At 38.2% G+C, this 23,471-nt stretch carries 23 protein-coding genes and 1 tRNA gene; 21 read left to right on the top strand and 3 right to left on the bottom strand.

The genetic code is table 11. The features are described from left to right. Positions 1 to 97 precede the first annotated feature (97 nt). The 5 genes from ACSQ7D_RS00490 to ACSQ7D_RS00470 all read left to right on the top strand — a co-directional run bounded on the left by ACSQ7D_RS00490 (position 98) and on the right by ACSQ7D_RS00470 (position 3,163). Positions 98 to 829 carry a polysaccharide deacetylase family protein gene (locus ACSQ7D_RS00490; RefSeq protein ID WP_437134982.1) on the top strand — a complete coding sequence of 244 codons (732 nt, stop codon included), beginning with the start codon at positions 98 to 100 and terminating at the stop codon, positions 827 to 829. After that, entirely contained in the window at positions 826 to 1,440 is a 615-nt protein-coding gene (locus tag ACSQ7D_RS00485; protein WP_437134981.1) for a LolA family protein, read from the top strand. Before ACSQ7D_RS00490 ends, ACSQ7D_RS00485 begins: the two co-directional genes overlap by 4 nt. After that, positions 1,418 to 2,029 (top strand): hypothetical protein, encoded by a 612-nt coding sequence (locus tag ACSQ7D_RS00480; RefSeq protein WP_437134980.1) that lies wholly within the window; start codon positions 1,418 to 1,420, stop codon positions 2,027 to 2,029. Before ACSQ7D_RS00485 ends, ACSQ7D_RS00480 begins: the two co-directional genes overlap by 23 nt. A gap of 16 nt (positions 2,030 to 2,045) precedes the next feature. Continuing rightward, positions 2,046 to 2,414, top strand: a complete 369-nt coding sequence (locus tag ACSQ7D_RS00475; RefSeq protein ID WP_437134979.1) for a 3-hydroxyacyl-ACP dehydratase — start codon at positions 2,046 to 2,048, stop codon at positions 2,412 to 2,414. A 140-nt stretch (positions 2,415 to 2,554) separates the two neighbouring features. Further along, complete coding sequence (locus ACSQ7D_RS00470; protein WP_437134978.1) at positions 2,555 to 3,163, top strand: hypothetical protein; 609 nt, start codon at positions 2,555 to 2,557, stop codon at positions 3,161 to 3,163. A gap of 89 nt (positions 3,164 to 3,252) precedes the next feature. Here the strand turns inward: ACSQ7D_RS00470 and ACSQ7D_RS00465 are convergent, their stop codons facing one another. Further along, positions 3,253 to 4,641, bottom strand: a complete 1,389-nt coding sequence (locus ACSQ7D_RS00465; protein WP_009419343.1) for an MATE family efflux transporter — start codon at positions 4,639 to 4,641, stop codon at positions 3,253 to 3,255. A 52-nt stretch (positions 4,642 to 4,693) separates the two neighbouring features. Beyond that, positions 4,694 to 6,859, bottom strand: a complete 2,166-nt coding sequence (locus tag ACSQ7D_RS00460; RefSeq protein WP_437134977.1) for a S46 family peptidase — start codon at positions 6,857 to 6,859, stop codon at positions 4,694 to 4,696. Positions 6,860 to 7,037: 178 nt separating this feature from the next. Here ACSQ7D_RS00460 and ACSQ7D_RS00455 point away from each other — a divergent pair, with 178 nt between their 5' ends. From ACSQ7D_RS00455 to ACSQ7D_RS00415, 9 genes are all read left to right on the top strand, one after another. Beyond that, positions 7,038 to 7,217 (top strand): hypothetical protein, encoded by a 180-nt coding sequence (locus tag ACSQ7D_RS00455; RefSeq protein ID WP_437134976.1) that lies wholly within the window; start codon positions 7,038 to 7,040, stop codon positions 7,215 to 7,217. Between the two features lie 77 nt (positions 7,218 to 7,294). Then, on the top strand, positions 7,295 to 7,654 hold the full coding sequence (locus tag ACSQ7D_RS00450) for a hypothetical protein (protein WP_437134975.1): 360 nt from the start codon (positions 7,295 to 7,297) through the stop codon (positions 7,652 to 7,654). 30 nt (positions 7,655 to 7,684) lie between these two features. After that, positions 7,685 to 8,992: a tRNA (N(6)-L-threonylcarbamoyladenosine(37)-C(2))-methylthiotransferase MtaB gene (gene mtaB / locus ACSQ7D_RS00445; RefSeq protein WP_437134974.1), complete on the top strand. Its 1,308-nt coding sequence runs from the start codon at positions 7,685 to 7,687 to the stop codon at positions 8,990 to 8,992. 35 nt (positions 8,993 to 9,027) lie between these two features. Next, entirely contained in the window at positions 9,028 to 9,654 is a 627-nt protein-coding gene (locus ACSQ7D_RS00440; protein WP_264852490.1) for a hypothetical protein, read from the top strand. Beyond that, entirely contained in the window at positions 9,651 to 10,304 is a 654-nt protein-coding gene (locus tag ACSQ7D_RS00435) for a hypothetical protein (protein WP_264852491.1), read from the top strand. Before ACSQ7D_RS00440 ends, ACSQ7D_RS00435 begins: the two co-directional genes overlap by 4 nt. A 47-nt stretch (positions 10,305 to 10,351) precedes the next feature. Further along, complete coding sequence (locus ACSQ7D_RS00430) at positions 10,352 to 10,981, top strand: trimeric intracellular cation channel family protein (protein ID WP_002675733.1); 630 nt, start codon at positions 10,352 to 10,354, stop codon at positions 10,979 to 10,981. A 68-nt stretch (positions 10,982 to 11,049) separates the two neighbouring features. After that, positions 11,050 to 12,795 carry an ABC transporter ATP-binding protein gene (locus ACSQ7D_RS00425; protein WP_437134973.1) on the top strand — a complete coding sequence of 582 codons (1,746 nt, stop codon included), beginning with the start codon at positions 11,050 to 11,052 and terminating at the stop codon, positions 12,793 to 12,795. A gap of 28 nt (positions 12,796 to 12,823) precedes the next feature. Continuing rightward, entirely contained in the window at positions 12,824 to 13,891 is a 1,068-nt protein-coding gene (locus ACSQ7D_RS00420) for an isochorismate synthase (protein WP_437134972.1), read from the top strand. 48 nt (positions 13,892 to 13,939) lie between these two features. After that, positions 13,940 to 14,668 carry a DUF4369 domain-containing protein gene (locus tag ACSQ7D_RS00415; protein WP_009418454.1) on the top strand — a complete coding sequence of 243 codons (729 nt, stop codon included), beginning with the start codon at positions 13,940 to 13,942 and terminating at the stop codon, positions 14,666 to 14,668. Between the two features lie 23 nt (positions 14,669 to 14,691). Here ACSQ7D_RS00415 and ACSQ7D_RS00410 read toward each other — a convergent pair whose 3' ends face one another. Continuing rightward, positions 14,692 to 15,648, bottom strand: a complete 957-nt coding sequence (locus tag ACSQ7D_RS00410) for an acyltransferase family protein (RefSeq protein ID WP_437135172.1) — start codon at positions 15,646 to 15,648, stop codon at positions 14,692 to 14,694. A gap of 674 nt (positions 15,649 to 16,322) precedes the next feature. Between ACSQ7D_RS00410 and rho the strand changes: the two genes are divergently transcribed. The 7 genes from rho (at position 16,323) to prmC (ending at position 23,425) form a co-directional block, all read left to right on the top strand. Continuing rightward, complete coding sequence (rho, locus tag ACSQ7D_RS00405; RefSeq protein WP_437134971.1) at positions 16,323 to 17,972, top strand: transcription termination factor Rho; 1,650 nt, start codon at positions 16,323 to 16,325, stop codon at positions 17,970 to 17,972. A 157-nt stretch (positions 17,973 to 18,129) separates the two neighbouring features. After that, positions 18,130 to 18,217: transfer RNA gene (locus ACSQ7D_RS00400), tRNA-Ser, on the top strand. A 253-nt stretch (positions 18,218 to 18,470) separates the two neighbouring features. After that, positions 18,471 to 19,370: a lipoyl synthase gene (lipA, locus tag ACSQ7D_RS00395; protein ID WP_002671622.1), complete on the top strand. Its 900-nt coding sequence runs from the start codon at positions 18,471 to 18,473 to the stop codon at positions 19,368 to 19,370. Between the two features lie 3 nt (positions 19,371 to 19,373). Continuing rightward, positions 19,374 to 20,615: an ABC transporter permease gene (locus ACSQ7D_RS00390; RefSeq protein WP_437134970.1), complete on the top strand. Its 1,242-nt coding sequence runs from the start codon at positions 19,374 to 19,376 to the stop codon at positions 20,613 to 20,615. A 2-nt stretch (positions 20,616 to 20,617) separates the two neighbouring features. After that, entirely contained in the window at positions 20,618 to 21,556 is a 939-nt protein-coding gene (locus ACSQ7D_RS00385; RefSeq protein ID WP_437134969.1) for a 1-aminocyclopropane-1-carboxylate deaminase/D-cysteine desulfhydrase, read from the top strand. After that, positions 21,540 to 22,574 carry a glucosaminidase domain-containing protein gene (locus tag ACSQ7D_RS00380; RefSeq protein WP_437134968.1) on the top strand — a complete coding sequence of 345 codons (1,035 nt, stop codon included), beginning with the start codon at positions 21,540 to 21,542 and terminating at the stop codon, positions 22,572 to 22,574. Before ACSQ7D_RS00385 ends, ACSQ7D_RS00380 begins: the two co-directional genes overlap by 17 nt. Then, complete coding sequence (prmC, locus tag ACSQ7D_RS00375; protein ID WP_437134967.1) at positions 22,574 to 23,425, top strand: peptide chain release factor N(5)-glutamine methyltransferase; 852 nt, start codon at positions 22,574 to 22,576, stop codon at positions 23,423 to 23,425. Before ACSQ7D_RS00380 ends, prmC begins: the two co-directional genes overlap by 1 nt. Positions 23,426 to 23,471: the final 46 nt, after the last annotated feature.

Below are 23,471 nucleotides of genomic sequence, written 5' to 3'. Positions count from 1 at the left end.
CACATTATATTTATCAATCAATAATTAAAAAGAAAAAAACTGTGAAATCTGTGCGAGATTTTCCTTGACAAAGTATCAACATTTTATTATTTAAACATTGAACAAACATCTTTTTATAATTGCAATATTTGTAGCTACTCTTGTAACAGCGTTTATACAAAATGCCCCTTGGTGGGTATATGTGTTATTAATAGTTTTGTTTTTAGGCATTACCTCTTGGGGCGTATTCGATATTCGCCTCTCTTATTTTGTTAAAACACAATACTTCTTAAAGGGGCGTCCAGCAAAAACAGTAGCACTAACTTTTGATGATGGTCCCTCAGAACTTACACCACAATTTTTAGACCTTTTACAGAAATACAACGCCAAAGCAGTCTTTTTTTGTGTAGGCGAACAAATACAAAAGTATCCAGAGGTCATTAAGCGTATGCAAGCTGAAGGTCATTTAGTGGCAAACCATACTTTTACACATCAGCCTAAAAATATTCTGCACGCAAAAGCCCTTGCCAACGAAATTCGTCATACCGATGAAGCATTGGCCCACTTGGATATCTTTACCCCATATTTCCGACCTCCATACGGAATCACCTCACCACCCGTTGCTAGAGCGATTCGGGCAACAGCTAAGAAAGCCATAGGTTGGGATGTACGTTCATTAGACACCGTAATACATAATGAGGACAAACTTTTTCAACGTATTGTTCGCAAACTTTCGAATGGCAATATCATTTTAATGCATGACCGCCTGCCTCATACTCTCACCGTTTTGGAACGCTTATTGCAGTACCTAAAAGAAAATAACTATACAATTACAAACAATTTAGAATGAAAAAACTCTTAATATTTCTTATTTGTGTTGCACCTTTAACAATTAGTGCCCAAGCCCTTACCGAAGTGCAAATACGCAACTTCAAAACGCAAACTATTGCTAAAAACAAGGCAATTCAAACAATGCAAGCCGATTTTACTCAGAAAAAACACTTGGATTTTATGAGTAAAGATATTGAGACTTTTGGAAAAATGGCATTCGCTAAACCCGATAAACTGAATTGGCAATACACGAAGCCTTATCAGTATCGCATTATTTTTCAGAGAGATAAAATCACGGTGAATGATGCAGGTAATGTCTCACAGATGAAAGCTGATAATAAAGTCTTCAAAAAAATAAATAACCTCATTGTGAATTCTATCAGTGGTGATATGTTCAACGAGAAAGAATTTGCTATGACCTTTGCCAAATCGGGCAAAAGTACATTGGTAAAACTATTGGCCAAGGATAAGACTCTCTTAAAATATGTGAGTGAAATTCATCTGTATTTTGATGTCGATAGTGTCGTGGAACGTGTAAAACTCATTGAGCCTTCTAAAGACTACACCGAAATCTTATTCAGCAATAAAAAACTAAATACAAAAATTGATGAAGCAAATTTTAAAATGTAGTTTGTTTGCTATATTGCTTAGCCTTAGCAGTTGCTCACCTTCTTATAAGCTCCCTACTGAATACCAATCAGTGGCTACAACGCCAACAACGATGGTCAATTCTCACATAAGGGTAGGGGAGGAGTACCTCTATCGTGCTACCATTACCGCTTATGGACATACTTTTAGCGGACTCTTAGCAACTAAAATTACTGCAGATAATATGTGGCGAGTAGCCCTTACTACCGATTTTGGCAATACGCTTTTCGATTTTGAAAACCAAAGCGGAAAGATAAAGACTAACTATATAACCCCCGACCTCAATAAGAAAATAATCATCCGCACCCTCACCACCGACTTTAAGCACCTTCTTAAAACCCATTGGCAGGTTACTCAAAAATACACCAATGGCACTATCGAAGTGCAACAGAGCAAAGATGGAAATGATACTGTTTATTTGTTTATCTCAGGAACCGACCTCTTCAAACAGCTCAATATGCAAGGTAAGAAGTTATACACTACTTTTACCTATAATACCAACAACATAACCATAGAACATCACACTTTTACTATTAAAATAGTTTTAGACCCCTTAATTATAAATCATTAATTGCTTATTTTCAAAGATGTTAAAAGAATTTTATACCCTCAATAGCTTAGAAAAGCAAGACGCAGAAAACTATCTTTGCACCCTTACCCTCAACCCTCAACACGCTATCTTCAAAGGGCACTTTCCTGGTAATCCTATTACACCAGGGGTGTGTATGATGCAAATAATCAAGAACCTTACTGAGCAAATTACAGGGTACAAACTCTTTTTAGCCAAAACTACCAATGTGAAGTTTATGGCGCTTATTAACCCTGTTACTCACCCTATTTTGCAACTTACACTCGCCATTCAGCATAAAGATGCCGATATACAAGTGAAAAATACCACTTCCTTTGATGAAACGGTAGCACTAAAACTTACGAATTTGTATAAAATAGTATCTTAAAAAGTTCGTTTCTTTATTCATTATCTGAAATGAAAAAAAATAGCTCAAAAATTACGCTATGTAAAATAAAATAGTTACTTTTGCAAACATTTTGAAAAAATCATTAAAAGCAAATAGAACTAAAACATCAATATTTTATAGTGGAAAAGGAACTAAAAAACTTTACAGAGAAGAGTTACGAGAAGTTGAAAAATGCAATTCAAGAAATTGCAAATGAAGAGGATAAAAAAGAAGTCTACGTACTGTCTTTTTGTTGTACGTGTGACGATGATGACTTGCGATTTCCTAAAATTACACTGGGCTATAATACCCTTTCAAATGTAAAAGAAGAGAGTTACAACGCCACTTCGAAAGAAGATGCCAAGTGGAATTTTGATTATTGGTTACAAACAGAAGTGGAAACCGTAGGAGGTAAAAAAGACAAATTGTTGAAACAGTGGTTTGCTAAAACTCCTTATTTCTATTCTGATGAGGAAAACGATCGCGCCATAGAAGAAGACGAAGACCTTTACGATAAGCTCCTCAAAAAAGGTGATAAGTTTGGTAAAGACTTTATCAAAGAGGTGATAGCCCTCGCCAAACGATTGTTGGACGACGGAGAGGTAGAAAAGGTATTTGGGCGTAATATTCCTATCATTATTCACCAGCGAGATTTTGAAGATACACCTATTTCTTGGACAAAGAAAGCCAATCCTGCCAAGCTCATAAAGGAGTTTTTGGAATACTGGGATGGAGAAGAGGAAGATTAAGATTAGCTTATATATTATTATAATAAAAATATAAGGGCTGTTCAATGTACATTGAACAGCCCTTTGTTGTTTATGAATTACAAAAAACTTTAAGAAGTATATTGGTGTCTGTTGGCTATCAGTTGTAAGCTGATGCGGTTAAACCTATACAAGAGGCAGACAGCAGCGACGGTGAGACCGGTGAGCAAGCCAATCCAAATACCCATAGTACCTAAATTGGTATGAACGCCTAACACATAAAGAATAGGGAAAGCAATCAGCCAATAGGCTACAAAAGTGATGTACATAGGCACTTTAGCATCTTGTACTCCACGCAAGGCACCAAGAGCTGTTACTTGCATTCCATCGGATATTTGGAAAATAGCTGCAATGAGCAAGAGATTGGCAGCTTCGCCTATTACTAGAGTATTATTAGCTAATTTTTCTATGTTATCCATCTCTAAGTACAATGACGGTAACCAAGTGCGAAATACCGCTAAAAGAAGGGCAAAAAATACTTGTGTGCAGAGTACTAACAGAAATACCGAAATAGCTACTCTGCGCAAATTAGCATAGTTTCTCGCTCCTAATTGATTCCCTACACGTATCATAGCGGTAATTCCTAAGCCATTAGCAACCATAAAAGTCATACTCGATAAGTTGAGCGCAATTTGGTTTGCTGATAAATGATTTTCTCCCAACATACCGCTTATCCAAATAGCTGCGGTAAATATACCTGTTTCAAAAATCATTTGCATAGCGGTAGGGAGTCCGAGAGCGGTTATTTTTTTGTACATTGCTTGTTGCATATTCTTAAAACTGATACTCATAACGTATTCACGCGACTTCTCTAAGTTTTTCAGCATAAAGAAAAGCATTATAGGCATTACAATTCGTGATACTAAGGTGCCAATACCAGCACCTAACACTCCTAATTTCGGGCAACCCCAATTACCATAAATAAAAAGATAGTTTAGAAAGACGTTTAGCAAGTTTGCTAAGATAGTAACATACATAGCATATTTGGTCATTGATAAGCCATCAGCAAACTGCTTGAAGGTAGTGAAAACACCCAACGGAATAAGCGAAAAAGCTACCAAATGGGTGTAGGGTACTGCCAACTCTATTACTTTCTCGCTTTGTCCTGTATAGCGCATCACAGGTTCTACAAAAAACAATAAAAGGAAGAGTACTACTCCTAATATTACATTGAGTACCATTCCGTGATTGAGAATAGACTGAGCAGTTGGTTTATCACCTGCTTCATCAGCCATTGCTACTAAGGAAGTACTAGCAATAGAAAAACCAATGGCAAACGACATTGCAATGAATATAGCGGTATTACCCAGAGCAGCTGCTCCGAGTTCGGTAATACCTACTTTACCTACCATTACATTATCTACGAACCCAACAAGGGTGTGCCCGAGCATTCCTAATATGACGGGGTAAGCAATTTTAAAGTTGTATTTGAATTCTTTTGTATAACTTGATAGGCTCATTCTATTTTAGAAGTTAGGAATTAGCTTATATGCTAACTCCTAACTCTTTTATCTACTGTACTGTTTCTATTTCATTTATAATGTTCTTGGCTCCGGCATAAATATCGATTACCCAGAGGACGTAGCGGATATCTACGTTGATAGTGCGTTGTAGTTGTTTGTCGAAGATTACATCGCCTGCCATTGCTTCGATATTGCCGTCGAAAGCAAGCCCTATGAGTTCTCCTTTACCATTCATTACAGGCGAACCTGAGTTACCGCCTGTGATATCGTTATTAGTAAGGAAGTTTACGTGCATAGAACCGTCTTTGTCTATATACCTTCCAAACTCTTTCTTCTTATAAAGGTCGAGCATACGCTGTGGCATATCAAATTCGGCATCGCCTTTTTTGTACTTTGCCATTAGGGTATTGAAGGTAGTATAGTAGTTCTTTTTTACATCGGGGTTGCGTTTATCGGCAGCCAATGGAATGACCGTACCATAGGTAAGGCGTAGAGTAGAATTGGCATCGGGATACAAGATAGTACTGATTTTAGAATCGCGCATACCTTTTACGAACTTGCGGAAGGCTTTGGCATAGCTGTCTTCTAAGCTAAGTTGTTCTTCTGAAGGGTTGCGATAGTTAGCAAAAAGTGCTATAGAAAGTGCTAAAATAGGGTCGCTTGCTAAAGCCATATTTATCTGCTCTTCATTTTGAAAGACTTTGTTTTTAGGAAAAACACCTTCTTTAGCAGTTTCTTTGCTACGGTAGATACTCTTAGCCAAAAGCTCTTCTACGTATTTGTTAAAATCACCTTTGTACTGTGTTTTAATAGTTTTGAGTTCAGAGGGGACATCAGTACCTTTGTTAGTGTATAATTTCAGCATATCGGCAAGGATAGCCTTTTCTACGTCTAAGTTTACTTTATCGTACTCAGTGAGTAGGTCGTCCACTCTTTTCTCCAATTCGTCGGTAGGCATACCGCCTTTTTTAGCATTACTTACCAAGCTAATGTAACGTGTAGGAATCTTTACGAAGAAAGAAGCACGCCATAGCATACCCAAATAATTCTCATCGGCTGATTTAGCATTGGTTTTTTCAAAGAAATTAGATAAAGTGTTCAGTACGTCGCCATATTCAGCCTTATTTTCAGCTTTATTAGCCCATTTGGCGAAAATAGCTTCGGTTTTGCGCTTAGTAGCTGCTGTTTTATGAGCCGTAAGTGCATCAATCATACCTTGGCGGTTTTTCCAATAATTGGCAATGCTTGAATATTGTGAAGCGTATTGCAAGCGTACGGCATCGTCTTTATCCATAAAGCGCTTCATTGCGTCCATAGCTGTTTTAGAGGCTTCTACCCACGCAGGATAGGCATATTTTACGTTTTGGTCTACCCAATAAGAGCTTTCCCAGCGGTTGGTACGTCCTGGGTATCCCATAATCATTGCAAAATCTTTATCTTGCACGCCTTTAAGGCTCACTTTAAGATAGCGTTTTGCTTTAAGAGGTACGTTATTAGGTGAATAGTCGGCGGCATTACCGTCTTTATCAGTATAAACGCGGAAAAGCGAGAAGTCGCCTGTTTGGCGAGGCCATTCCCAATTATCGGTATCGCCACCGAATTTTCCAATGCTTTCAGGAGGCGTACCTACAAGTCGTACATCTTTAAAATCTTGGTATACGAAGTAATAATATTCATTACCTTGGAAGAACGGACGTACTGAAACTACATATTTACCCCCTTCACTGTTCTCTTTTTGTATTTTAGCCATTTCTTGGTTGAGAGCAGCTTCGCGTTCTTTTTCGTTCATTGAAGGTTTTACCACTGATAGCATACGGTCGGTTACATTGTCCATACGCACAAAGAAACGCACGAATGATTGCTTAGGTGAAAGTTCTTCGGCGTGAGAGCGTGCCCAGAATCCGTTTTTTAGATGGTTGTTTTCAGGTGTGGAGAGCTGAGCGATATTGCCATAGCCACAATGGTGGTTAGTGAGCACTAAGCCATCTTTGGAGATGATACTCGCAGTACAACCTCCATTAAATTGTACGATAGCATCTTTGAGACTGTTATTATTGATGCTATAAATTTCTTGAGCAGTGAGTTGTAAGCCTAACTTCTGCATATCTCTTTGGTTGAGACGTTCGATGAACATCAAAAACCACATTCCTTCGTCGGCTTTTGCTATGGGAGTGAGCAATAAAAAAGCCAACAGTATAAGACTGATTTTCTTCATAAAAAATGATATAATGATTTATTAGGGTGCAAAGATACGAGATAATTGGCAAATTAGCAAATGTGTGAGGTGTGAGCCACACAGGCAGGTGCGAGCCACACAAGCAGATAGAGAAAAGACGAACAAAATATCCTCTCCCCATCCCTCTCACAAGGAGAGGGAGTGTAGTAACGGAAAAGTGAGACGAACAAAGAACAAAGAAAAGACGAACAATGGACGAAGAAAAGACGAACAAAAGACGAACAAACAACGAACAAATAACGAACAAAAGACGAATAAAGAACGAACAATGGACGAAGAAAAGACGAACAAACAACGAACAAATAACGACGATAAGGCGGAACTAAAGAAGGGATAAGATGAAGGTAAAGCAAATGTAGGGCAAATTTGCAATATGATTTTTTTTTGTACTTTTGCACCCAAAATGAATTTATTATGACCGAACACGAGCTACTAAAAGCCCGTTGGGAAGAGGTGGTACAACGTCTTTCCGATACTTTTACCGAAGGAGAAACATTGGGGATAGATGGAATTATCTACCTCATCGGGGTACAAGAATTGGGACAATTGGGACGCACTTATGTCAAAGATGAGAAAGTAGACTTGATGCACATTGGCATTTGTAAGCTCTTAGAACCCTTTGGCTATTACCAATACGAATTTACAGACCCTGACGGCTGGCCTCATTACCGTTTGGTACAAAACCTCCCTGACTTAAAGCCTGGGGAACAAACCATACTGATGAAAAAAGCAATTGTACAGTATTTTTTAGAGAGAGAATTTTTTAACAATTAACAATTGACAATTGATAATTGACAATTAATAATGAAGAAAGTAGCATTTTATACTTTGGGTTGCAAACTCAACTTCTCGGAGACTTCAACTATTGCGCGAAGCTTTGAAGAAGAAGGCTACCAGCGCGTAGATTTTGACGAACCCGCTGATATATATGTAATCAATACTTGTTCGGTAACTGAAAATGCTGACAAGCAATTCAAACAAATCGTACGTAAAGCACTGAAAACAAACCCTAAGGCATTCTTGGCGGCAGTGGGTTGTTATGCCCAGCTGAAACCCGAAGAACTCGCCTCGGTAGATGGGGTAGATTTGGTGTTGGGAGCAAAAGAAAAGTTCAACATTACCCAATATATCGACGACCTTACCAAAAACAATGAGGGTGTGGTACACTCCTGTGAGATTTCGGAAACTGATTTCTATGTGGGGAGCTACTCTATTGGAGACCGTACGAGGGCTTTCCTAAAAGTGCAGGACGGTTGCGACTACAAGTGCACTTACTGTACCATACCGATGGCACGTGGTATTTCGCGCAGTGATACTATTGAAAATATCATTGCTAATGCTAAGAAAATCTCGGATAAAGGTATCAAAGAAATTGTGCTTACGGGCGTGAACATAGGCGATTACGGCAAGGGAGAATTTGGCAACAAAAAGCACGAGCATACCTTTTTGGAACTTGTGCAAGCCCTTGATAAGGTTGAAGGCATAGAACGCCTGCGCATCTCATCGATTGAGCCGAATCTCATTAAGGACGAAACAATCGACTTTATAGCGCAATCTAAGAGCTTTGTGCCTCACTTTCACATTCCGTTACAAAGTGGAAGTAATGAAATTCTCAAAAAGATGAAACGCCGCTACCTGCGTGAACTTTATGTGAGTAGAGTAGCCAAAATACGCGAAGTGATGCCCGATGCTTGCATAGGGGTAGATGTGATTGTAGGCTTTCCGGGGGAGACTGATGAGCACTTCTTGGAAACGTATTACTTCCTGAATGATTTGGACATCTCGTATCTGCACGTATTTACTTATTCCGAGCGCGACAATACTGAGGCGGTGCTAATGGACGGGGTAGTGCCCGATGCCGTACGCGCTAAACGCAGTAAGATGTTACGTGGACTCTCGGCAAAGAAACGCAATGCCTTTTATACGAGTCAGCTGGGAAAAGAGAAGACTGTGCTTTTTGAGAGCGACAACAAACAGGGTTACATTCACGGATTTACTGAGAATTATGTAAAGGTAAAAGCTCCTTGGGATCCTGCTTTAGTGAATACCCTCCACAAAGTAAAACTTACCAAAATAGATGTAGACGGAATGGTGCGCTTTGAGTTTGTATAAGTAGAACAAAGAAATTTAAAAATAATAAAACAACAATGGTACACTATAAAACAGAATTGATGTTAGAATTCCCTGGGTTTGTACTCTTTGACCCTGTAGTACTACAAGAATTTGTGCTTGAAAAAGGAATAGAAGATGATGATTTATTGAAGTATTTCATCAAAAACCCTGCAATAGGTGAGGAAAGTATCCAACGAGGAATATTACTACCTATCTATAATATAGAACCTTTTGATTATGAAATACTCATAAATACAACTACTAAAAGTGAAATCCCTACCGATTGGGTAGTTTTTAAAAATGAAGTCTCATTACCTCTACAAGTAAAAAGCGGAAGATTAGCTGTGGAAGATATCTTTATGATAATGAATTGGGATTATGAAAGTAATTATTCCGATTTTGCTACAGAAAAAAGTCTAAATCCTCAACCTAATGTAGAAGGAGGAGAACTAAATGGAGATACAGGAGATAGATTTGATATTCCAGCAGGTAATTACGGGGTAAAAGTATTAGGCTTTTTAGATGTAAATGAGCCTGATATTTTTGAGAGTAAGAGTGGCTATGAATTGTTTTTTGAAAAGATGGATACTTTGCCTATAATTCCTGAAAACATAAATGTAGATAAGTTGGATTATAAAGTAAAAGTAATATCTGAAAGATGAAAATCCTTTTAACAATTACCCTATCTCTACTGCTTTTTTCCTGCGATAACTCCGTTATAGGCTTCAAAAAATCTTGCAATGCCGATACTGCAAAGCAAACAGTTGCCGAATTAGCAGAAGTAAAAGCTAAAATAAAGCAATTAGAAACCCTTGCAGGGAATAATCCCACTTATTGGGTGCAAGATAGCTTGCAACAAGATAGTAAAACGTATTACCGTTATCAGTTGCTGAGCCAATTGCCTTATACCGATATACATTTGTACACCTTTTGTGTAGCTAAAGATGATTGCAAACAGGTATTCTTACAGCAAAAGGACGGTAGCTTATTACCTTATGCCGAAATGGAAAAGCAAACTAAACAGCTGCTAGACCAGCAGAAGCAGTTCCCCGCTTTCTTCAAGCAATTCACTACTGATATGGCGTTTAGGCAACAGCATTTGGCAGAACCTTTAATGCGCTTGTTGGTACAGAAAGACGGCAGTGTACTTCTTACCGAAGAAGAGTTACTCACCGATGATATCAACGCTCTGCAAACCTATACTTTTAGTTATTATCCCGATGGTGTATGTTGTAAAAATACGGAAAAAGCTATTGCGTTTGTGTTTGTACCAGTAGGGGACACTTGGCGACTTTTGGAGATTTGGCATTAATGCTAAGAGAAGTGTGGCAAGTCACAGAAATTAAAATAAAACTTAGAATGGAAGATTTTATCAATGTACTATCGCAGATAGACCAGATTTATCTCTGGGACTTAATAGGAACGGCTGTATTTGGTATTTCGGGCGTGTTAGTGGGGTTAGAACGACGTATGGACATATTTGGAATGCTTATTTTAGCCTTTGTAACAGGAGTAGGAGGGGGGACGCTCCGCGATATTATGATAGGCAGTGTACCGGTATTCTGGATGAACAATCTTACGTATATATTGATGATAGTCATTAGTGTAGTGATTACCGTTGTTTTCAAAAAGCAATTCTCTGAGCATTGGAGCAAATCGCTGATGGTGTTTGATACTATTGGGCTGGGGGTGTTCACTATCATCGGGATAGAAAAAGCATTGCGTTTTGGCTTGTCGCCTACTATTGCTATTATCTTAGGTACGATGACAGGTAGCTTCGGAGGAGTTATTCGGGATATATTAGCCAACAAACTACCTGCTGTCTTCCACAAAGAGATTTACGCAACGGCTTGCATAGCAGGAGGTACTGTTTATTTCCTTATTGATAACTTTGTAAATCACAACTTAGTAGTATTCATTACCATAATGGTAGTTATAGCTGTGCGATTGCTATCGGTAAAATACCATTGGGAGTTACCGAAGTTTTAATAGTTGAGTTTCTATTGTTATTTGCTCATTATTTATTACTTTTGCACTCTGATTGAGAATTTAAGCCAATGGCACATCTGAGACATATACGTAAATATTTTTATAAATATAAATACCACTTACTACTTGGGATACTTATTACCATAGTGTCGCGAGTGTTTTCACTCTTTATGCCGCGATATGTAAAAAACTCTATCGCAGCCATTGAGGACTTTGCTAAATCGGCTAACAAAGATGCCTCACAAATGACTTCCTTACTTATAGAATACGCGCTTATTATCATCGGTACAACTATCATATCGGCAGTGCTGATGTTCTTTATGCGTCAGCTTATCATCAATGTATCTCGTTACATCGAATACGATATGAAAAACGAGATATTTAAAAAATACGAACAGTTATCGCTTAGCTTCTACAAACGCAACCGAGTAGGTGACCTGATGAACCGTATCAGCGAGGACGTATCGAAAGTACGTATGTACGCAGGTCCTGCTATTATGTACAGTGTGCAAACTATTACACTTTTTGCTTGCGTAATTCCGCTAATGTTTATCATCTCTCCCAAACTTACTATCTACACCCTTATCCCATTGCCTATTCTCTCTTTGCTTATCTACAAAATGAGCAAAAAGATTAATATCGAAACGATGAAGGTACAAGCCTACCTATCTGATCTTTCTACTTTCTCGCAAGAAACTTTCTCGGGTATCGGGGTGATAAAATCGTATAATAACGAGGTGGCTACCGATGCACAATTAGCAGTACTTGCCGAAGATGGTCGTCAGAAAAATATCAAGCTCGCTAAGATACAGGCTTTTTTTATCCCTACAATGATACTGATGATAGGATTGAGCCTTATCTTTGTAATCTTTATTGGGGGAAAGCTCTATTATACCGGTGAAATACAATCTATTGGAGTAATTGTAGAGTTCAGTATTTACGTGATGATGCTCACTTGGCCTGTGGCTACCGTAGGTTGGGTAAGTTCTATTGTACAACAAGCAGAAGCCTCACAAAAGCGCATCAACGAGTTTCTTTCCGAAGTACCTCAGATACGCAATCAGGTAGGGGAGCTTACGCCTATTAAAGGAGATATTACATTTGATAAAGTATCTTTCCGTTATGAAGATACGGGAATAGAAGCTCTTAAAGACGTATCTTTCCACATAGAAGCAGGACAAACAGTAGCCGTTATAGGCAAAACCGGTAGTGGTAAGACTACATTGTTAGACCTCATTGCACGTATGTACGATGCAAATCAGGGTGAAGTACTGATAGGAGGCAAACCCATAAGAGAATTGAATCTACACAGCTTGCGCAGAGCTATTTCGGTAGTGCCACAAGAGAACTTTTTGTTTTCGGACACTATTCGCAACAATCTGCGCTTTGGCAATAAAAATGCTACCGAAGAACAGATAATAGAAGCCTGCCAAAAAGCAGTGGTACACAACAATATTACAGAGTTCACCCATCAATACGACTCGGTGCTTGGAGAGCGCGGGGTATCACTCAGTGGCGGGCAACGCCAACGAGTAGCTATCGCAAGAGCCTTGCTCAAAGAAGCCGAAATTTATTTGTTAGACGATTGTTTATCAGCCGTAGATACCGATACCGAAGAGAAAATTTTAACTAATTTGCGCGATACCTTAAAAGGCAAAACCGTAATTATAGTGAGTCATCGTGTGTCTATCACTAAATACGCCGATAAAATACTGATGCTCGACAAAGGAAAATTAGTAGAGCAAGGTACCAAAGATGAGCTATTGGTACAAAATGGTGCTTTTAAAGCTTTTTATGATTCGCAAACGATATAAGCCGTAGTACGGCAAGCATTTTACTTATATGAAGATTAAAACCGAAGATTATATTTCATTTGAAGAACTTTTAAAACAAGCACAGCACAAATATGCTGAATACTTACCTTTTGTGTGCTACAAACCCCCTCATCACACTTCAGTAATATTGTTGGAACAAGAAGATGATACACTTCATTTTTTTAACACTGGTAAAGAAGAACAAGAGGGATTTGTTTTCGCTCCTTTCGATGCTAACGAACCTGCTGTTATCATCACTCCTAACAAAGTTACCGTAAGCCATTTGCCTACACAATCGATTGTAGAAAATACTAATATTGATATTTTAGAAGATACCGAAGCCGAAAAACAAAAGCACATAGGTTTAGTAACCAAAGCTATTGATGAGATACACAGAGGTCATTTTGAGAAAGTGGTTCTTTCGCGCAAGATAACTATCAAAGAAGTGGTAAATCCGTTTAAGAGCTTTGCCAATATGGTAACACGATACCCTTCGGCATTTTGCTATTTGTTTTATCACCCTAAAGTAGGAACTTGGCTGGCTGCTACGCCCGAAACGCTCTTCCGCAGTAATGGCGAAGATTTTTGCACAATGGCATTGGCAGGTACACAACCTTTTAAAGAAGGTGAGATACATTGGCATACTAAGGAAAAAGAAGAACAGCAAATAGTTACTGATACCATCGTGCAGCAGTTACAAGAGTATGTTAATGAACTTGAAGTTTCAGCAGTTAAAACTGTGCGAGCAGGTAGTCTGATGCATTTATGTACTAAAATAAAAGGGAAGATAGCTCCTGATAAAGTATATGAGTTAATAAAACGTCTGCACCCTACACCAGCCGTCTGTGGTTATCCTACTGAGGAAGCACGTACTTTTATTATAGAAAACGAACTTTATAAAAGGCAATATTATACAGGCTATTGTGGCTGGGTGTCCAACAATAACCAAGCATTCTATGTGAATTTGCGTTGTATGCAAATCACTGATAACGAAGCCTATTTGTATGTAGGTGGAGGTATTACCAAAGACTCCATTCCTGAAAAAGAATACGAAGAAACACAAAATAAAGCAATGACAATGATGACAATCATATAAACTTTGGCAAAATTGTCTCTCTTTTTAATAACTAAAAACTAAACAATAATGAAAAGAATAGTAATGGTAGTCTCAGCACTATTAATGATAGTAGCTTGCAAGAAGGACGACAAAAACACAATGATTGTGGAAGGAAATATCGACGGATTGAAAGTAGGTACTATCTACCTACAACAATTCGTAAACGATAAGCTCACCAATATCGATTCGGTAGTGGCAAATGGCAATGGTAAGTTTACCTTCAAACGACATTTAGAGAGTCCTGAAGTGTTTTTTATTTACCTCGATTTAAAAAAACAAGCAGGTACTGACCTCGGTGACCGCCTAATGTTCTTTGGTGAACCTAAGCAGATTACTATCAACAGTTCTTATGATATGTTTGAAGTGAAAGCCAATATCAGTGGTTCACAATCGCAAAAGGATTATGGAGAGTATGCCCACACTATGCGACAGTTCGGAATGCGCAATGCTGAACTCCTCGAACAGCAAGTGAACGCTTTTAAGGCAGGTAATACAACCTTAGCTGACTCGCTGAATGCAGCATCGGAGAAGAATAACTTCCGTCGTCACCTCTTTGTGCTGAACTATGCCCTCACGCACCCCGATTCGTATATCACCCCTTATGTGGTATTGGTTGATGCCCCCAATACTCGCGTAAAATACTTAGATTCTATTTATGGAAAACTCAATAAAGAGGTTGCCAATTCTAAATACGGCAAAGAGTTCAAAAACTATATAGAAGAAGCTCGTAAGGCAGAAAAAGAAATGGAGAAGTAAAAAATTAAGAGTTTTTCACCTATTTAAAATCTACCGTATAGTATTCTTCTTAGCCATTTTACGCGCTGTACCAATCGTTGTATTATATCGCAAGCGATGATGGCTAAAACGGTAAATATAGCTACGTTCAAATAGAAATTATCGCTTATATATTCTTTGATATAAACTACTAAGAAGCGCATATAATAGTGGGTGACGTATATTTCTAAAGAAATGCTTCCTAAATACTTCAAACATTGTGTTGCCTTATTTTCTGAACGGCAGAACCATTCCCATAAAACATAAGAAGCAGCGATACCCGTAAGTGCCAAAGCGTACAAACGGAGAGAATGGAGTATGTAATGAGCTTTATCGACAGGGAAGAGCAATAGGAGTGGAAAAACAATAAGGCTCACCCAACCCATAGGGCGCAGAATTTTCAGCGCTTGAGGTTTGTACTTGTGTGTGGCATAACCCAATGAAAAATAGATGAAATACCAACACAATTCGGGCAATCCATAAAAGATAGGTTGTGCTCCTGTAACTCGGTGCAAGAAGATGAGAATGCTCCAGAGACCTATCATCACCCATATTTCACGATGTTTATTAATCTTCAAAGCTAGGTAGAGCAAGGCACACTCCCAAAACAGCAACCACAAGAACCACATTCCTTGTGTGGGTTTATAAATGAGCACGCAAAGATGTTCCCATACTTTTTCTATATCGAGGATATAACCGTGATAGGTGGCGGAAACTAAAAACCAAACGAAGAAAGGAATCACCAATACCTGAAAGCGTTTGCTGAGATTCAGTTCGCCACGAATATTGAAGTTTACATAGCCTGAAAGAAACATAAAAAGGGGCATATGGAAAGCGTAAATGGTTACATACAGCGGGTTGGTGCGGTCATCACCCGAAAACCATTGCGAAGCGTGCCCTATCACTACCAAGATGATAGCAAAACCTTTCAGCACATCGATAAGAGGGTTGCGTTCTTTCATAGTTACTTCTTTATGAGGCAAAAATACATTCTTTTTTTGATACTACAAAATAATTGATTCATACCAGAAATGCCAATAATGCCAATAAAGCTAGAAATACCTGAGGCAATAAAAAACTTTAACAAAGTGTGTACTGCAAAAGTGGCATATTAGGGCTTTTCGGAAGGAAACGAAGGGTATCGTAGCAGGTGTGAAAATGCTTTTAAGATGGGATTAGCTTATAGAAAGCTTATAGGAAGCTTATAGGAATCTTGGAAGATTGGTATAGAAAGGGTATTTAAGTAGTTGGGAATGAATGATTAAGAGTGTGTGGTAGAAAATGTTAAAACGAAAGAAAAAGGAAGGAATGACGAATGATGGGAGACGAATGACAAAGGTAATGTAGCGATGGGAACTTGTATAGAGCAAGAAAAGTATTAGATTTTGAAAAACTAAAAGGTTTATTCTATCAGAAGCTAATAAAAAAAATTGCACTTGATGGTGGAATTGGCGGGACAATAAAAAAAAGAAAATAATTTGCTAATTGCTAAATGTTTTATATCTTTGCACCCGATTTCAGTACCTCTGATTAAAAAATACTTTCAATAATATCCCATCTTAATTATATAAAAAGAGGAATTTCACTTATCTTGACTACTGAAAAAAATCACTTACTTTAATAATAACTATTTAAAATGCTTAACATTGTAGAGTTAAAATCTAAAAAGCTAACTGAGTTACAGGAAATAGCAAAACATTTGGATATACCTAAATTTCGGTATGTAAATAAGCCTGAACTCATAGACCTAATTCTAAAAAATCAAAAAAAAGAACTCCCCAACAAAAAAGAAGAAGTTCAAAAAGACAATTCTCCTATTATTACAACTGAGAACACAACTGAACCCAAAAAAAACAGTCGTAAAAAGAAAATAGAAATACCTCAAAAAGTAGGCAGTTCTAAACAAGAAAAGACTTCAAAAACACCTGCTGTTAAAAAGGCTTCTTCGGCAGATGAATCTAAAACGTATCAGAAGAAAAACACTACTTCTGTCGTTTCTAACAATCATCAGAATAATGCTACCCCAACAAAAAACTACAGTTCCCCTGTACAAAATGGCAATGGTAATAATGGTAATTACAATCAAAATGTGAACAATGGTAATACTATTGTTAATAATGAGAATTTTGATAAAGAAAAGAAAAACCGTTATCGCGCCCCCGATTTTGAATTTGACAGCGTGGTAGACTGCGAAGGGGTTTTAGAAATCACTTCTGACGGTTATGGTTTCTTGCGTTCTTCGGACTATAACTATTTGGCTTCACCTGATGATATTTACGTATCTTCTTCACAAATCCGACTTTTTGGCTTGCAAACAGGAGATACTGTATATGGAGAAGTGCGTCCGCCTAAAGATGGCGAAAAGTATTATCCGCTACTAAAAGTTATAAAGATAAACGGACTTGACCCCCAAGTGGTGCGCGACCGAGTACTATTTGAACACCTTACACCTCTTTTCCCTGATGTAAAATTTGAGTTGGCAGGCAAAGGCTCTACTGTTTCTACTCGCTTGATAGACCTTTTTGCTCCTATTGGGAAAGGACAACGCGGTATGATAGTGGCACAACCTAAGACGGGTAAAACAATGCTTTTAAAAGATATTGCGAATGCCATTAGCAAAAATCACCCCGAAGTGTACCTAATGGTACTCTTGATTGATGAGCGACCTGAGGAGGTAACTGATATGCAACGCAGTGTGCGAGGAGAGATTATCTCTTCGACTTTTGATAAGGAAGCTTCCGAACACGTGAAAATAGCTAATATCGTACTTGAAAAAGCAAAACGATTGGTAGAATGTGGTCACGATGTGGTTATATTGTTGGATTCTATCACCCGTTTGGCTCGCGCTTATAACACAGTGCAACCAGCTTCGGGGAAAGTGCTTACTGGTGGGGTAGATGCTAACGCTTTACATAAGCCTAAACGCTTTTTCGGAGCAGCTCGTAATATTGAAAATGGAGGCTCTCTTTCTATCATCGCTACGGCTCTTACCGAGACAGGTTCAAAGATGGACGAGGTAATTTTTGAGGAATTTAAAGGAACGGGTAATATGGAGTTACAATTGGATAGACGTATTTCAAACCGTCGTATTTTCCCAGCTATTGACCTAATAGCTTCGTCTACTCGTAGAGATGACTTGTTGCTTGATGAAAACACGCTTAATCGCACTTGGGTATTGCGCAAGTATTTGGCAGAAATGAACCCGATAGAGGCGATGGAATTTATGGAAAAGCAAATTAAGCTAACGCGCAATAACGAAGAGTTTTTGGCAACGATGAACAATTAGTTTTTTACAAAGGCAATATAGTTCATATCTGTAAAACAATAAATTATAGAAAGGATAGAAAAAATATCTAATTTTTTGCCTTTAAAATTTGCAGATAATAAAAATAGTTGTACCTTTGCACCCGCATAATTGAGAAAACAATTGTGATTGTGCACTTGGAGAGATGGCAGAGCGGTTGAATGCGGCGGTCTTGAAAACCGTTGAGGGTAACACCTCCGGGGGTTCGAATCCCTCTCTCTCCGCCAAAGTCAGAATGTTGATAAAATTATTTTTAAGGCTAAAATAGAACGTTTGTTTCTGTTTTAGCCTTTTCTCATATAAGAAAAAAATAGGCTTTTACCTTAGTAAAACTTGGGTTAGATATAAGAAATAGCTTTTTGTGCTTCACTTATAATCAGTACTTCCGATAGGGGATAGATATTTTTTCGGTCTAAAAACTTTTGTAATCATCAATTTTGTAGTATCTTTGTAAAAAATTATATAGAACATTAAAAAATAATGAATGCAGAAACACTTGCTGTAGATGAAATAGAAACCACTACCACTACTACCTTAAAGAGCAATAAACCAGAGTGGATACGGGTAAAATTGCCCACTGGTAAAAAGTATACTGAACTGAGGAGTGTGGTGGACAGATATAACCTTCACACAATTTGTACTTCGGGCAGTTGCCCCAATATGGGAGAATGTTGGGGAGAAGGCACTGCTACTTTTATGATATTGGGGAATATCTGTACGCGTTCGTGTGGCTTTTGTGGCGTAAAAACAGGACGACCTGAAAGTTTGGATTGGGAAGAACCTGAAAAAGTGGCTCGTTCTATTAAGCTGATGAACATTAGGCACGCAGTACTAACCTCGGTAGACCGAGATGATTTAAAGGATATGGGAAGCATTATATGGGCTGAGACGGTGAGAGCCGTGCGCCGAATGAACCCTAATACCACAATGGAGACCTTGATTCCTGATTTTCAGGGAGTGGAACGCAACTTAAACCGTATACTGAAAGCTGCACCTGAAATCATTTCGCACAATATGGAGACGGTACGCCGATTGACTCGTGAAGTGCGTATACAAGCTAAATACGACCGAAGTTTGGGTGTGTTGCGTTACTTAAAGGAAAACGGTGCGAACCGTACTAAATCGGGGATTATGTTAGGACTTGGAGAAACTGAGGAAGAGGTGATAGAAACCTTGCACGACCTTAAAGAGGCAAAAGTAGATATTGTAACTATCGGTCAGTATTTGCAACCTTCGAAACAGCACCTTCCTGTAAAGAATTTTGTCACTCCTGAGCAGTTTGCCAAGTACAAAGAAATAGGCTTATCATTAGGTTTTCGTCACGTGGAAAGTGGAGCGTTAGTACGTTCATCTTACCGCGCTCATAAGCATTTGTTATAAACCGTGTGGATTGTAATTCGTGAAAATATAAAAATAGCTCTTGACAGTATCAGAGGGCAACTATTGCGCACAATTCTCACCGTGCTCATCATCGCTATTGGCATTACGGCATTGGTAGGAATCCTGAGCGTAATTACTGCTTTGCGCAATACGCTTGAAGGTAATTTCTCGAGTATGGGAGCTAATACTTTTTCGATTACAAGGTATCAATACAGTCAGCGAGCTGAGGGGAGTGGTACCACCCAAAAGCCACACCCTTTAATTACTTATCAAGAAGCAGTAGCGTTTAAACAACAGTTAGATAATCCGTTTGCAAAAACGAGTATTTCTATGAATGTTGCCACCTCAGCTGAGGTGAAGTACGAGAACAAAAAAACTGACCCATTAGCCGTAGTGATAGGCGTAGATGAGTACTACGTTGGCAATTCGGGGTTAGAAGTGGAAGAGGGGCACAATTTTAGCGATTTCGATATACAGAACAATAGCTATGTGTGCGTGATAGGTCCGGATTTTAAGAAAACACTACTCAAAGATGTAAATCCACTAGGAAAGAGTATTTCGGTACGTGGTTATAAGTTCAAAGTCATAGGTATACTTAAAGAACAAAGTTCCTCCTTTGGCAATTACGAAAACTTTCAAGTGTTGATTCCCTTAGGTATTGCACGCAGTATTTTCCCCATAGATAATCCTAATTTTCAACTCAAAATAAGCGCTCAAAGCAAAGACCAGTTGGACGGACTTATAGATGATGCTACCGTAGTGATGCGTAACCTTAGAGGCTTAGCACCTTTACAAGAAAATAATTTTGGGATAGAACGCAGTGACGACCTATTACAACGCATAGGCAGTATTACGGGTACCCTTTCTGTTGCTGGTTTTGTGATTGGGCTTATTACCATCTTGGGGTCTTCAATCGCCCTATTGAACATTATGCTCGTTTCGGTAACCGAGCGCACTAAGGAGATAGGCATTCGCAAAGCGTTGGGAGCTAAACGCAAATCGATTACCTTACAGTTCTTTACCGAGACCCTAATAATAGCTCAATTGGGAGCACTTACGGGTATTGTATTAGGTATCAGTTTAGGATATTTGATATCTAAAGCCGTTAAGTTTGATTTTACCATTCCGTGGGGTGTTATTATTATTGCTATATGTATAGCTCTTGTAGTAGCGGTAATATCAGGATTGTATCCAGCAGTAAAAGCCTCGAAGTTAGATCCTGTAGAAGCGTTGAGATATGAATAACTATGCAACCTTTATTATTCAATAACTTACATATAGAAAACGAACCCGTAAATATCCCGTTGCCTGATGGGATTACTCTTACAATAAAGCGAGAGGACAAAAATCACCCTTTTGTATCAGGGAATAAGCTCAGAAAGCTCAAGTACAACATAGCCCAAGCCCAACAGGAAGGCAAGGATACGATTCTCACTTTTGGAGGGGCTTATTCCAATCATATTGCTGCGACAGCAGCTGCGGGACAAATAGTAGGTTTGAAAACCATAGGCGTGATTCGTGGCGATGAGTTAGGTTCTAAAATAGATGTTAATCCTACGTTAAAGTTTGCTAAATCTTGTGGTATGGATTTTTATTTTGTTACAAGAGAGGCTTACCGACAAAAACACACGCCAGAGTTCTTGGAAAATCTTAGGAAACGCTATGGACAAAACATCTATATAGCCCCTGAAGGAGGTACTAATGAGCTGGCAGTGAAGGGTTGTGAAGAAATCCTTACTCCTGAGGACAACGCTTTTGATGTGATATGCAGTGCCGTAGGAACAGGAGGAACGATTTCAGGACTCATCAATACAAGTGCTAATCATCAGAAAGTCATTGGTTTTCCAGCTTTGAGAGGAGCGTTTTTAAGTGAGGTAATCAAACAATATACAACCAAAAACAATTGGGAATTAGTGCACGATTATCACTTTGGTGGTTATGCTAAAGTAACCGATGAATTAGTAGATTTTTTAAATGATTTTAACAGTCAGACGAAAATTTTATTAGACCCGATATATGTAGGTAAGATGATTTTTGCTATCTTTGCCCTCACAAAGCAAGGATATTTTGCACCCAATACCCGTATATTAGCCATTCATACTGGTGGTTTGCAAGGGATTAAAGGTTTTAACAACGAACGAATTAAAAAACATAAAAGTATATTGAATTATGATGAAAAGATTTAGTTTGCTATTGCTAATTCTCTTTATAATATCATCGTGCTCTGATCAGCCTTACAGGAAAGGGAGAAATTCTCATTCGGTAATCTATCGAGGACAAAAGCCGACACCGAGAGTGGAGATGAAAAAGCCTACACATTCGGAGATAGACCAAAGAAGTAAGGCTTTAGCTGATTCAAAACACAATCGTAGAGATATCTCAGAAGACAGCTTTCACGAGATAACTCCTGCGGTACAAGTTACGACAGCCGTTACTCAAAAGTATATTCAGGATTATAAGGATATTGCAATGGTAGAGATGCAACGTTACAATATTCCTGCGAGTATTACTTTGGCACAAGGCATTTTAGAAAGTGGCTCGGGGCAAGGACGCTTGGCACGTTATGGCAATAACCACTTTGGAATTAAATGTCACGCTACTTGGGACGGCAAGACTATTACCCACGACGACGATGAGAAGAGCGAATGTTTTCGCAAATATAGATATGCATACGAATCGTTTGAAGACCATTCACAATTTCTTGTAAATCGCAATCGTTATAAAGTACTGTTTGACCTTAGTCCTACAGATTATGAAGGTTGGGCACACGGGCTCAGAAAAGCAGGCTATGCTACTGACCCTACTTATGCAAAGAAATTGATAGCTCTTATCAAAAAGTTTGAATTACATCAGTATGACAATCAAGTAATAGCAGCTAAAGGAGGAGATATAACTTCTTCTAATACCCAAGTAGCAACTGTTTCAACCCCTAAAAAAGAAGTATCTAAACCAGCTACAGCTATTAAATCGGTGTCTAAACCCACTGTAACAAAAACAATCGTTAAACCTACTAATACTATTGATACCACGACCATTGAAAAAGAGGCTATTGCTGAAGTCTATTATCAAGTACAAACAGGTGATACTCTTTATAAAATAGCACGGGAGCAACAAGTACCTGTACAACAATTGATGAAGCTTAATAATTTTGATGATGTGACTAGTAGTAATCTAAAAGTAGGACAACAAATTCGTGTGAACTAATGACTTTTAGTGAGCTAAGAGAGTATATACATCATAAATTAGAAATACTTTATCCTAAGAGTGAAATAAAAGCGTTTTACTTTATTCTTTTGGAGCATTATGGGAAGTACAGTAAAGCTACAATATTAGCAAATTCTGATACTTTACTTACTGAAGATATAGCACAACCTATTTTGCAAGCGATTAGAGAATTACAGACAGCTAAACCCATACAGTATATTTTGGGTGAAACTGAGTTCTTCTCTAATCGTTTTTTCGTAAATGAAAATGTATTGATACCTCGACCAGAAACAGAAGAGCTAGTGGATTGGGTACTTCAAGAATATCCTGACAAAAGCGAGAAAATCAAAATATTAGATGTAGGGACAGGCAGTGGCTGTATTGCTATTTCACTTGCTAAAGCTCTTCCTAATGCCGTAGTAACAGCTATAGATGTCTCGGAAGGAGCTTTGAAAGTAGCTAAGCGTAATGCTGAATTAAATAGTGTAGTTACTTATTTTTTACAACAAGATATCTTGCGAATAGAAACTCTTCCTGATAAATATGATATTATTATCTCTAATCCGCCCTACGTACGTGAGTTAGAAAAGAAAGAGATACGCCATAATGTTTTAGAATATGAGCCTCATTTAGCACTCTTCGTCCCTGATAATAAACCGTTATTATTTTATGATAAAATAGCTACTCTTGCCCAGCAGAGTTTAAACACTAATGGGAGTCTTTTCTTTGAAATTAATCAGTATTTAGGGCAAGAAATGCAGACATTATTAGAACAAAAGCATTTTACTGAGATAACTTTACGTCAAGATCTTTTTGGAAAAGACCGTATGATAAAAGCTAAGCAACTGTAAAAGTATTTTTTATTTTATAAAGCTGATATATAAAAGAAATGTTGTA

Source organism: Capnocytophaga sp. G1920, assembly GCF_051417515.1.
This window is presented reverse-complemented; position numbering and strand designations above follow the sequence as displayed.